Source organism: Pseudomonas sp. CCI1.1 (genome assembly GCF_034348165.1).
Classification (GTDB): Bacteria; Pseudomonadota; Gammaproteobacteria; order Pseudomonadales; family Pseudomonadaceae; genus Aquipseudomonas; species Aquipseudomonas paracarnis.
The window spans coordinates 6277099-6288492 of record NZ_CP133780.1 but is presented as its reverse complement, the minus strand read 5'-3'; the positions used below and the strand labels follow the sequence as shown (position 1 = coordinate 6288492).

Below are 11394 nucleotides of genomic sequence, written 5' to 3'. Positions count from 1 at the left end.
TGAAAACAACAAGGCCCGGATTGTACCGGGCCTGGGTAAAAACATCAGCCTTGCTGCTAAACCTCGATCAGACTTTCACGGGCCTCATAAGCCTGGCGCACCGGGGCAAACGAGCGGCGATGGATCGGGGTGGGGCCGAGCCGAGCCAGAGCTTCCAGATGAACGGGGGTCGGGTAGCCTTTATGGCCACCAATGCCGTAGCCGGGATAGATCAATTCGAACGCGGCCATTTCACGGTCGCGGCTGACCTTGGCCAGGATCGAGGCAGCCGCAATGGCCGGAACCTTGCTATCGCCCTTGACCACCGCTTCGGACGGCATTGTCAGTTTAGGGCAGCGGTTACCGTCGATCATCGCCATTTTCGGGGTGATGTGCAGCCCTTCCACAGCACGCTGCATCGCCAGCATGGTGGCGTGCAGGATATTCAGCTCGTCGATTTCTTCGACTTCAGCCCGGGCGATATGCCAGCTCAGGGCTTTTTCACAGATTTCGTCATAGAGTTTTTCGCGACGGGCTTCGGTGAGCTTCTTCGAATCGTTGAGCCCCAGGATCGGGCGGTTCGGATCAAGGATCACCGCCGCCGTAACCACTGCGCCACAGAGCGGACCGCGCCCGACTTCGTCAACACCCGCCACCAGTTCGTGGGCCTGGGCAACGAGGCTGAAATCCAGGCCCATTTGCATGGTCATAAGGCTTCCTGTTTATGGCCGATCAAGGTCAACACGGCGTCGGCCGCCTGGTTCGAGGCGTCACGGCGTAACGTGCGGTGAATATCGTCGAAACCACGGGTCTGCTCTTCGCCGCCGTCGATCAAGGGTAGTAGGGTTTGCGCAAGCGCGTCGGGCGTTGCATCGTCCTGCAACAACTCCGGCACCAGCAGGCGCTGGGCCAACAGGTTGGGCAAGGAAATGTAAGGGCTCTTGACCATGCGCTTGAGAATCCAGAAGGTCAGTGGCGCCAGGCGATAGGCCACGACCATCGGCCGCTTGTACAGCAAGGCCTCAAGCGTGGCGGTGCCCGAGGCGATCAACACCGCATCGCAGGCTGCCAGGGCCAGGTGGGACTGGCCATCGAGCAGCGTCAACGGCAGGCTGCGACCTTCCAGCAGGGTTTCGATCTGGGCACGGCGTTGTGGGCTGGCACAGGGCAGTACAAAGCGGATCCCCGGCTTTTGCGCCTGGAGACGTTCGGCGGCATCAAAAAACAGCGCTCCCAAACGTCCTACCTCGCCGCCACGGCTCCCTGGCATCAACGCAACCAAGGGGCCATCGCGCAAGCCCAGCTCGGCACGCGCAGCCGCACGATCAGCTTGCAAGGGAATGGCGTCAGCCAGGGTGTGGCCGACAAACCGCACCGGCACGCCCTTCTCTTCGTAGAACCGGGCTTCGAATGGCAGCAAGGTCAGCATCAGGTCGCAGCCTTCGCGGATTTTCAACACACGCTTCTGGCGCCACGCCCACACGGATGGGCTGACGTAGTGCACGGTCTTGATCCCGGCCTGGCGCAACTTGAGTTCGATATTGAGCGTGAAATCCGGCGCATCGATGCCGATAAAGACGTCAGGCTGTTCTTCGATCAGTGTCTTGATCAACAGCTTGCGGCGAGCCAGCAGCTCACGCAGGCGCCCCAAGACTTCCACCAGCCCCATGACCGACAGGCGCTCCATGGGGAAGTAGGAGGTCAGGCCTTCGGCCTGCATCAACGGGCCACCGACCCCGATAAATTCCACCGCCGGATGTTGGGCCTTGAGCGCCCGCATCAAGCCGGCACCCAGGATATCGCCGGAAGCTTCACCGGCCACGAGCGCAATACGCAGAGTGGCCATGATCAGCGAGTGATGCCGCGAGTCGAGGTCTGGATGGAGTCACGGAACACCGCGACTTCCGAGAACTGCGTGGCAGGCTCGGCCAACTCGGCCAAGGCCTGTTCCACGGTCAACCCTTGGCGGTAAACCGTCTTGTAGGCACGGCGCAGGGCGTGGATGGCGTCTTCGCTGAAACCGCGACGACGCATGCCCTCGAAGTTCATGCTACGGGCTTCGGCAGGGTTGCCGAACACCGTCACGAACGCCGGGACATCCTTGCCGATGGCGGTGCCCATGCCGGAAAAGCTGTGGGCGCCGATGTGGCAGTATTGATGCACCAGGGTAAAACCGGAGAGGATCGCCCAGTCATCAACGTGCACATGGCCTGCCAACGCAGTGTTGTTGACCAGAATACAATGGTTGCCGATCACGCTGTCATGGCCGATGTGCGCATAGGCCATGACCAGATTGTGATCACCTAAGGTGGTTTCGGCGCGATCCTGCACGGTGCCGCGGTGAATGGTGACGCCTTCACGAATGATGTTGTGGTCACCGATGACCAGGCGTGTTTCTTCACCCTTGTACTTCATGTCCGGGGTGTCTTCGCCTACCGAGGAAAACTGGTAGATACGATTGTGTTTGCCAATTCGGGTGGGACCCTTGAGGATCACGTGCGGCCCGATGACAGTCCCCTCGCCGATTTCCACACCTGCGCCGACGATCGACCAAGGGCCGACCTCAACGTCGGCGGCCAGTACGGCCGACGGATCGATGATTGCGCGAGGGTCAATCAAACTCATAGTTTGCGTTCCGCACAGATGATCTCGGCAGAGCACACCGGCTTGCCATCTACCGAGGCCTGGCATTCAAACTTCCAGATCTGGCGTTTGCAACTGATGAACTTGGCTTCCAGGATCAACTGGTCACCCGGGGTGACCGGGTTGCGAAAACGCAGTTTGTCGGAACCCACGAAATAGTAAAGCGTGCCGTCGGCAGGCTTGAGGTCGAGCATTTTGAAACCAAGGATACCGGCAGCCTGGGCCATGGCTTCGATGATCAACACACCTGGCATGATTGGATGCGCAGGAAAGTGACCATTGAAGAATGGTTCGTTGATGCTGACATTCTTGTAGGCACGAATGCGCTTTTCCTCGACGTTGAGGTCCACTACGCGGTCCACCAGCAGGAACGGGTAACGGTGAGGCAGGTATTCGCGAATCTCGTTGATGTCCATCATTTCGGGGGGAAGCCTGTAATAAAGATTGGGGGCGGGCGCACCAGGCGCACGCCCCGCTAGCAAATCAAGGAGGCCGTCTAGCGGCCGCGCACACTTGATATGGAAATGGTATCAGCCTTCTGATGAAGCATTACCGCCAGGGGTCACGTCCCCGACACGCTTTTCAAGCTGTTTGATACGTCGTGCCATGTCGTCGATCTTCCTCAAACGCGCGGCACTCTTGCGCCATTCGGCCGCAGGTTGCATCGCGGTACCGGATGAATAGGCCCCTGGCTCTGTGATCGAGTGGGTCACCATGGTCATGCCGGTGATGAAGACGTTGTCGCAAATGTCGATATGCCCCACCAGTCCCACGCCACCGGCGAGCATGCAATGCTTGCCGATCTTGGTGCTGCCGGAAATACCCACGCAGGCGGCCATGGCGGTGTGATCGCCAATCTGTACGTTGTGAGCGATCTGGATCTGGTTATCGAGCTTCACACCGTTACCGATCACGGTATCGGCCAAGGCTCCGCGATCCACAGCAGTGTTCACACCGATCTCCACATCGTCGCCGATCAGTACGCCACCGACCTGGGCAATCTTGTGCCAGACACCTTTGGAGTTGGCAAAGCCAAAGCCTTCGCCGCCGATAACAGCACCGGACTGTATGACCACACGTTGACCAATACGCACATCGTGGTAGAGCGTCACGCGGGGGGCTAGCCAACCATCGGCACCAATTTCACAGCGTGCACCGATAAAGCAGTGGGCACCCACGGTGACACCAGCACCAATACGCACCCCGCTCTCGATCACGGCAAACGCACCGATGCTGGCGGCAGGGTCAACCTGGGCATCCTCGGCGATCACGGCAGACGGGTGAATACCGCCAGCCGCCTTCGGCTTGGGATCGAACAGGTGCGACGCCTTGGCGTACGACAGGTACGGGTCGGCCACCACCAGCGCATCCCCGGTAAACCCTTCGGCGTCAGCGGCCTTCAGCAACACGGCTGCGGCCTGGCAGTCGACCAGGTATTTACGGTATTGAGGATTTGCGAGGAAGCTCAACTGAGCTGGGCCAGCCTCCTGCAAGGTGGCTAGCCCAGTGATTTCTTTCTCCTTGGAGCCACGTAAGGTGGCCCCCAGGAACTCGGCCAACTCGCCGAGTTTGATAGTCGCTGTCATGGTTTACTTCAGCTGGTTCATGCGCTCGATCACCTGGCGGGTGATGTCGTATTGAGGCTTGACGTCGATCACGGCGCCACGCTCGAACACCAGGTCAAAGGCACCCTTCTTGATGACTTCTTCCACAGCGCTGTCCAATTTAGGCTTGAGCTGCTTGAGCATTTCGCGGTCGGCCACAGCCTTGGCTTCGTTCAGCTCCTTGGATTGGAACTGGTAGTCACGGGCCTTTTGCTTGAATTCAAGCTCCAGACGCTCGCGCTCGCCTTGCTGCATCTTGTCGCCACCGGCTACCAGGCGGTCCTGGATACCCTTGGCGCTGCTTTCCAGCGTCTTGAGTTTGGTCAGTTGCGGACCGAATTTCTTCTCGGCATCCACGGCATATCGCTTGGCCGCATCGGATTCCAGCAGGGCCATCTGATAGTTCAGGACCGCGATTTTCATTTCGGCGAAGGCCGGGGTGGTGACCAGCACAGTGGCCAGCAAGACCAATTGAGTCAACTTACGCACGATGTACTCCTACAGAATCCGTTGTCGTTATCTTAGGTCAGACGCTTAGAACGTCTGGCCGAGGGAGAATTGGAAAATCTGGGTTTCAGCGTTATCCGGTTTCTTGATCGGCATGGCCAGAGCAAAGCTCAACGGGCCCAGCGCAGTCACCCAGGTCACACCCACGCCCACGGAGCTCGCCAGGTTGCTGAGGCTTACGTCGTTGCACTGAGTGTTGGACTTCAAGCCACTTGGGTTCTTGATCTGTTCGCACTTGGAGTCGAACACGTTACCCACGTCCCAGAAGACCGAAGTACGCAGGGAACGCTGGTCCTTGACGAACGGCAGCGGGAACAGAATCTCCGCACCACCCTGGATCAACACGTTACCACCGAATGGCAGCGGGTCGTTGTCCGAGTCAGCGACAGTGCCCTGGTTACCAGTCCGGTCAACACCGCGGCTTGGCGTACCACGCGGACCCAAGGTGCTGTCCTTGAAACCACGTACCGAATTGAAACCACCTGCATAGTAGTTTTCATAGAACGGCAAGCCATCGGTCGAACCATAACCGTCGCCATAGCCCAGCTCTGTGTGCAGGCGCATGGTGTAGTTATCGCTCAACGGCTGGAACAACTGGCCACGGTAGTCGAGCTTGAAGAACGACAGGTCGCTGCCCGGCGTGGTGACTTCCGCAGTCAGGCTCTGGGAGTGGCCGCGGGTTGCCAGTACGCCTTTGTTCAGGGTCGACTCGGACCAACCGGCAGACGCCTTGAAGTTCAGGAACTTGTCGCCTTCACGACGGGTGAAGTCGAAGATTTCGTCCACGGTGTACACACCGGTCTTGATCTCATCCTGCTGGGCGGTAAGGCCAAAGGTCAGGCGCGAGGTTTCGCTGATCGGGTAACCCACGTTGACACCAGCACCCAGGCTGTCGATCGCATAGCTTGCAACGTCAACATCGAGGTCTTTGTAGTCGGTGGTGCGGTAGAAGGCGTTGTAGCCCAGGCTCACACCGTCTGCGGTCCAGTAGGGGTCGGTGTAGCCGAAGTTGTATCGGCTCTGGTATTCGCTGCGGGTCAGGCCGATGGACACACGGTTACCGGTACCCAGGAAGTTGTTCTGCGTGATGGAACCACCCAGGATCAAACCGGCGCTCTGGGCGAAACCGACACTGGCAGTGATCGAACCCGAGGCTTGTTCTTCAACGGCGTAGTTCACGTCAACCTGGTCATCCACACCCGGTACGGCCGGGGTTTCGACGTTGACTTCCTTGAAGAAGCCCAGGCGCTCAAGACGGGTCTTGGATTGGTCGATCAGGTAGGTCGAAGCCCAGCCACCTTCCATCTGACGCATTTCACGACGCAGCACTTCGTCCGCAGACTTGGTGTTGCCTCGGAAGTTGATGCGGTTGACGTAGGCACGCTTGCCAGGATCGACGACGAAGGTGATGTCCACGGTGTGGTCTTCATCATTCGAGGTCGGCACGCCGTTGACGTTGGCGAAGGTATAGCCTTCGTTACCCAGGCGGCGGGTGATCAGCTCAGAGGTAGTGGTCATCAGCTTGCGCGAGAACACCTGGTCCTTCTGCACCAGCAACAGGGACTTGACCTGGTCTTCAGGCACTTTCAGGTCACCGCTGAGCTTGACGTCACGAACCTTGTACTTCTCACCTTCGTTGACGTTGACGGTAATGTAGACGTGCTTCTTGTCCGGGGTGATGGACACCTGGGTCGAAGCGATGTCCATGTTGATGTAGCCACGGTCCAGGTAGTAAGAGCGCAGGCGTTCCAGGTCACCGGAGAGTTTTTCACGGGCGTACTTGTCATCGTTCTTGAAGAACGACAACCAGTTGGTGGTCTTGAGTTCGAACAGGTCGACCAGGTCTTCATCAGGGAACTTGGTGTTGCCCACGACGTTGATGTGCTGGATGGCGGCCACGGTGCCTTCGTTGATGTTGACCTTCAGGCCCACACGGTTACGAGGCTGGGGGATCACTTCGGTTTCCACGGTCGCGGAGTAGCGGCCCTGGGCAACGTACTGGCGTTGCAACTCGTTACGCACGCCCTCAAGGGTTGCGCGCTGGAAGATCTCGCCCTCGGCCAGGCCCGATTGCTTCAGGCCCTTCATCAGGTCTTCAGTGGAGATGGCCTTGTTACCTTCGATCGCGATACTCGCGACGGAAGGTCGCTCGACGACCGTGATGACCAGGACGTTACCTTCGCGACCCAGTTGGATATCTTGAAAGAACCCGGTTTTGAACAGCGCACGAGTGGATTCCACCAGGCGACGATCATCCGCCTGTTCCCCGACGTTCAACGGCAAGGCACCAAAGACGCTACCCGCGGAAACCCGCTGGAGGCCGTTGACGCGAATATCGGAGATGGTGAAGGACTCGGCGTGAACTTCGGCGATCATCAATACGGTGAGAACCGCAGTTAGCAGCAGACGTTTCATGAAGTCCTTTCTTATTCCAACTGGCAATAAACAAACTGCCGCAAAATGCGGCAGATTCGCAATTCAGCGAAGCGTTACAGACGTCCCAGATCGTTGACCAAGGCTAACAACATCACCCCGACCACCAAACTGATACCAATCTGTATCCCCCAACCCTGCACCCGATCCGACAAGGGGCGACCACGCACCCACTCGACCAGATAAAACAGCAGATGCCCCCCATCCAATACTGGAATGGGCAGCAAATTCAGAACCCCAAGGCTAATACTCAGATAAGCCAGGAAATTCAGGAAATCCGCGACACCCGACTGGGCAGAAGCGCCCGCCACTTTAGCAATGGTTATCGGTCCACTCAAGTTTTTTACCGAGAGCTCACCGAACAACATTTTCTTGAGGGATTCGAGGGTCAGCACGCTCATGGTCCAGGTGCGTTTCGCACCCTCGCCAATCGCGGCCAAAGGCCCGAAGCTGACCTCTCGCACCATCGATGGCGGCCATTCGACACCTTTGACCCCGGCACCCAGGTATCCCCCGGCCGCCTTGGCTTCGCCTCGCACCGACAAGGTCACGGGGACGTCGATTTGAGCACCCTCGCGCTCAACTTTCAGCACAATTTTGGTATCAGGGCGCACACGCACCAGGTCGACCACCTGCTGCCAGTCACCCAGCGCCTGACCATCAAGGGCCAACAGGCGATCACCGGTTTTCAGGCCAGCAGCCTGGGCCGGCCCCTTTGGATCGAGTTCGGCCAGCACCGGCGGCAAGGCCGGACGCCAAGGGCGGATCCCCAGGGATTTGATCGGATCGGGCTCATCGGCGCCCTTGAGCCAATGGTCCAGCGCCAATGCCCGCGGGGTTTCGGCGCTGGAGTCCTGATCACGCACCACCACATTGACGGTGCCGCTTTCACCCAGGCGACGCACCAACTGCAAATTGACCGCGCCCCACCCTGTGGTGGGTTCGCCATCAATCGATACAATTTCCTGCCCTGCCGTCAGGCCCGCCTTGGCCGCGATGCTGTCGGCTTCGACCGCGCCAATGACCGGGCGCACCTGCTGGCTGCCCAGCATGGCCAAAACCCAGAAGAACACCATCGCCAACAGGAAGTTGGCAATCGGCCCCGCCGCGACAATCGCGATACGCTGACGAACGGTCTTGCGATTGAAGGATTGGTCCAATTGGTCTGCAGGCACTTCGCCTTCCCGCTCATCGAGCATCTTGACGTAGCCGCCCAACGGGATAGCAGCAATGACAAACTCAGTGCCGCGGCGATCATGCCAGCGCAACAACGGCATGCCGAAACCGACGGAAAAGCGCAATACCTTGACGCCGCAACGACGCGCCACCCAGAAGTGGCCGAATTCGTGGAAGGTCACCAACACACCCAGAGCAACCAGGGTGCCGACAATCATGTAGAGCGCACTCATCTAATTTCTCCGCATTTCAATCCAATGCCTGAAGACTCAAACCTGCCCACGGCCTAACCCGCATTGCGATCCAACCATTGCCCAGCCAGGGCTCGGGCCTTGGTGTCAGCCTCGAACACCGCCTCCAGGTCATTCACTGCCACTACCGGCTCACGCGCCAGGACGTCCTCGATGATACTCGCGATCTGCGGAAAGCGGATGCGCCGTTCAAGAAACGCCGCCACGGCCACTTCGTTGGCCGCGTTAAGCATCGCCGGGGCACTGTTACCCGCCTCGGCCGCTTGCCGCGCCAGGCGCAAACAAGGGAAACGCTGCTCGTCTGGAGCTTCGAAGTCCAGGCGCGCAATTGCAAACAGGTCCAACGGTGCTACGCCGGAATCAATCCGCTCAGGCCACGCCAAGGCGTTGGCGATCGGTGTGCGCATGTCCGGGTTACCCAACTGCGCCAACACCGAGCCATCCACATAATCGACCAGGGAATGGATCACACTTTGTGGATGAATGACCACCTCAACCTGGTCAGGCCGCGCATCGAACAGCCAGCATGCCTCGATCAACTCCAGGCCCTTGTTCATCATGCTCGCCGAATCCACGGAGATTTTGCGCCCCATGGACCAGTTCGGGTGAGCGCATGCCTGATCGGGAGACACATGGTCCAGCTCGGCCGACGGAGTCTGGCGGAATGGGCCACCCGATGCCGTCAGCAAAATCCGGCGCACGCCGACCTGGCTCAAGCCGCGGGCAAAATCACCGGGCATGCACTGGAAGATGGCGTTGTGCTCGCTGTCCAGAGGCAGCAGCACCGCGCCGCTCTTACGCACCGCTTGCATAAAGAGTGCGCCGGACATGACCAAGGCTTCTTTGTTGGCCAGCAGGATTTTCTTGCCAGCATCGACTGCCGCCAAGGTCGGGCGCAAACCGGCTGCACCGACAATCGCCGCCACGACGGTATCCACGTCCGCATCGGCCGAGACCTGGCACAACCCTGCCTCGCCGACCAATACCTGAGTAGCCAGCCCGGCAGCCCGCAGATCCTCCTGCAGATTACGAGCCGCAACCGCCTCAGGCACCACGGCAAAGCGCGGCGAGTGACGCACGCACAAGGCCAGCAACTCGCGCAAACGCGTGAAGCCGGTCAGGGCGAAAACTTGATAGCGATCGGGGTGACGCGCTATGACGTCAAGGGTACTGAGCCCGACCGAGCCGGTCGCGCCCAGCACCGTAACCTGCTGCAGGCGGCTCACGAAGCGATCATCCACAACAGCACGGCAAAAATAGGCAGCGCAGCGGTGAGGCTGTCGATACGGTCAAGCACACCGCCATGGCCTGGCAGCAGGTTACTGCTGTCCTTGATGCCCGCCTGGCGTTTGAACATGCTCTCGGTAAGGTCGCCCACCACCGAGATGAAGACGACAATAGCCGTCCCCAGCAAGGCCAGAAGCACTTCTTTTACCGACCATTCACGCACCACACCGACCACCAGGGTGATCAGCAGCGTCAAGGCCAGGCCGCCGTATACGCCTTCCCAGCTCTTGCCGGGGCTGACGGCCGGGGCCAGCTTGCGTTTGCCAAAGGCTCTACCCGAGAAGTAGGCACCAATATCAGCACCCCATACCAACACCATTACAGCCAGGATCAATTCGTTGCCCAGCGGGTAACGCTTGATTTCCACCAGCCCTTGCCAGGCCGGCAACAGGATCGCCAGGCCGATCACCAGCTTGCAGGCCACGCTGGACCATTGGCCACTGGTGCGTGGATAGGTGAGTACCAGGAACGTCGCCAACGCCCACCACAACACTGCTGCTCCCAGCACCCAGGGCGCGATGTCCGGCAGGATGTACATGAAGAACAACAACAGCGCGACCACGGCGGCGTAGGCCACACGCGGCAACTGGTTGACGAAACCTGCCAGGCGCGCCCATTCCCACGCCCCAAGGGTCACGACCAAGCCGATGAACAGCGCAAAGCCGGAACCGTCGAGCAGGAAAAAACCGCACAAGGCAATCGGCAGCAGGATCAGCGCCGTGATGATTCGTTGTTTAAGCATTTAAACCCGGGCTCCAGCTTCGATCTGCTCGCTCGTTTTACCGAAACGACGCTGACGGGAAGCGAAATCGGCCAGTGCATTACGCATGGCATCGTGTTTGAAGTCCGGCCAGAACAGGTCGGAGAAGTACAGCTCGGTGTAGGCCAGCTGCCACAGCAGGAAATTGCTGATGCGATGCTCGCCACCGGTACGAATGCACAAGTCCGGCAACGGTAGGTCGCCGGTCACCAGGCAGGTTTGCAACAGTTCGGGCGTGATGTCGTCCGGGCGCAGATGGCCGGCCTGCACTTCGCGGGCCAGCCGCTGTGCAGCCTGGGCGATATCCCACTGGCCACCGTAGTTGGCTGCGATCTGCAGTACAAAACGGTTACTGCCGGCAGTGATGGCCTCGGCTTCGCGCATGGCCGTTTGCAGCTCCGGATGGAACCGCGAACGATCACCAATGATGCGCAGACTGATGTTGTTGTCATTGAGGCGCTTGGCCTCACGACGCAAGGCCTTGAAGAACAGGTCCATCAAGGCGCTGACCTCATCGGCGGGCCGCTGCCAGTTCTCACTGGAGAACGCGAACAAGGTCAGCACTTCGACCTTGGCCTCGGCGCACACTTCAATCACCGCCCTTACCGCGTCAACACCCGCTTTATGCCCGGCAACACCCGGCATAAAGCGTTTTTTCGCCCAGCGATTATTCCCATCCATGATGATCGCGACATGGCGCGGCACCACGGAGGGCACAGTCTGCTTGGTCTTTTCCATGAAGGCGTCCTGACCC

11 protein-coding genes are annotated in these 11394 nt (G+C 59.4%); all 11 read right to left on the bottom strand.

Features of this window, described 5'->3' with window-relative positions:
• Nucleotides 1–56 precede the first annotated feature (56 nt).
• The 11 genes from rnhB to uppS all read right to left on the bottom strand — a co-directional run bounded on the left by rnhB (nt 57) and on the right by uppS (nt 11378).
• Entirely contained in the window at nt 57–683 is a 627-nt protein-coding gene (rnhB, locus tag RHM69_RS28525) for a ribonuclease HII (RefSeq protein WP_161793220.1), read from the bottom strand.
• A gap of 2 nt (nt 684–685) precedes the next feature.
• A complete protein-coding gene (lpxB, locus tag RHM69_RS28520) occupies nt 686–1825 on the bottom strand; it encodes a lipid-A-disaccharide synthase (RefSeq protein ID WP_060767064.1) in 1140 nt (379 codons plus the stop codon).
• Nucleotides 1826–1827: 2 nt separating this feature from the next.
• Nucleotides 1828–2604 carry an acyl-ACP--UDP-N-acetylglucosamine O-acyltransferase gene (lpxA, locus tag RHM69_RS28515; RefSeq protein WP_014717236.1) on the bottom strand — a complete coding sequence of 259 codons (777 nt, stop codon included), beginning with the start codon at nt 2602–2604 and terminating at the stop codon, nt 1828–1830.
• Nucleotides 2601–3041 (bottom strand): 3-hydroxyacyl-ACP dehydratase FabZ, encoded by a 441-nt coding sequence (gene fabZ / locus RHM69_RS28510; RefSeq protein WP_003172281.1) that lies wholly within the window; start codon nt 3039–3041, stop codon nt 2601–2603. Before fabZ ends, lpxA begins: the two co-directional genes overlap by 4 nt.
• A 111-nt stretch (nt 3042–3152) precedes the next feature.
• Nucleotides 3153–4208, bottom strand: a complete 1056-nt coding sequence (lpxD, locus tag RHM69_RS28505; RefSeq protein ID WP_020300967.1) for a UDP-3-O-(3-hydroxymyristoyl)glucosamine N-acyltransferase — start codon at nt 4206–4208, stop codon at nt 3153–3155.
• Between the two features lie 3 nt (nt 4209–4211).
• Nucleotides 4212–4715 (bottom strand): OmpH family outer membrane protein, encoded by a 504-nt coding sequence (locus RHM69_RS28500; RefSeq protein ID WP_003189173.1) that lies wholly within the window; start codon nt 4713–4715, stop codon nt 4212–4214.
• A 45-nt stretch (nt 4716–4760) separates the two neighbouring features.
• Nucleotides 4761–7148, bottom strand: coding sequence for an outer membrane protein assembly factor BamA (gene bamA, locus RHM69_RS28495; protein ID WP_200600440.1), 2388 nt, complete (start codon nt 7146–7148; stop codon nt 4761–4763).
• A gap of 74 nt (nt 7149–7222) precedes the next feature.
• The gene (rseP, locus tag RHM69_RS28490) at nt 7223–8575 is read right to left on the bottom strand and encodes a sigma E protease regulator RseP (RefSeq protein ID WP_014717233.1); all 1353 of its coding nucleotides are present in this window, start codon (nt 8573–8575) and stop codon (nt 7223–7225) included.
• 53 nt (nt 8576–8628) lie between these two features.
• Complete coding sequence (gene ispC, locus RHM69_RS28485) at nt 8629–9819, bottom strand: 1-deoxy-D-xylulose-5-phosphate reductoisomerase (protein WP_200600441.1); 1191 nt, start codon at nt 9817–9819, stop codon at nt 8629–8631.
• The gene (locus RHM69_RS28480) at nt 9816–10622 is read right to left on the bottom strand and encodes a phosphatidate cytidylyltransferase (RefSeq protein ID WP_020300964.1); all 807 of its coding nucleotides are present in this window, start codon (nt 10620–10622) and stop codon (nt 9816–9818) included. Before RHM69_RS28480 ends, ispC begins: the two co-directional genes overlap by 4 nt.
• Entirely contained in the window at nt 10623–11378 is a 756-nt protein-coding gene (gene uppS / locus RHM69_RS28475) for a polyprenyl diphosphate synthase (protein WP_003189167.1), read from the bottom strand.
• Between the last annotated feature and the right edge of the window lie 16 nt (nt 11379–11394).

What these genes read in the sequence shown, in the direction of transcription:
- lpxA (WP_014717236.1), bottom strand. Translation starts at nt 2,604, where the DNA reads ATGAGTTTGATTGACCCTCGCGCAATCATCGATCCGTCGGCCGTACTG.
- fabZ (WP_003172281.1), bottom strand. Translation starts at nt 3,041, where the DNA reads ATGATGGACATCAACGAGATTCGCGAATACCTGCCTCACCGTTACCCG.
- uppS (WP_003189167.1), bottom strand. Translation starts at nt 11,378, where the DNA reads ATGGAAAAGACCAAGCAGACTGTGCCCTCCGTGGTGCCGCGCCATGTC.
- rseP (WP_014717233.1), bottom strand. Translation starts at nt 8,575, where the DNA reads ATGAGTGCGCTCTACATGATTGTCGGCACCCTGGTTGCTCTGGGTGTG.
- bamA (WP_200600440.1), bottom strand. Translation starts at nt 7,148, where the DNA reads ATGAAACGTCTGCTGCTAACTGCGGTTCTCACCGTATTGATGATCGCC.
- lpxD (WP_020300967.1), bottom strand. Translation starts at nt 4,208, where the DNA reads ATGACAGCGACTATCAAACTCGGCGAGTTGGCCGAGTTCCTGGGGGCC.
- RHM69_RS28480 (WP_020300964.1), bottom strand. Translation starts at nt 10,622, where the DNA reads ATGCTTAAACAACGAATCATCACGGCGCTGATCCTGCTGCCGATTGCC.
- rnhB (WP_161793220.1), bottom strand. Translation starts at nt 683, where the DNA reads ATGCAAATGGGCCTGGATTTCAGCCTCGTTGCCCAGGCCCACGAACTG.
- lpxB (WP_060767064.1), bottom strand. Translation starts at nt 1,825, where the DNA reads ATGGCCACTCTGCGTATTGCGCTCGTGGCCGGTGAAGCTTCCGGCGAT.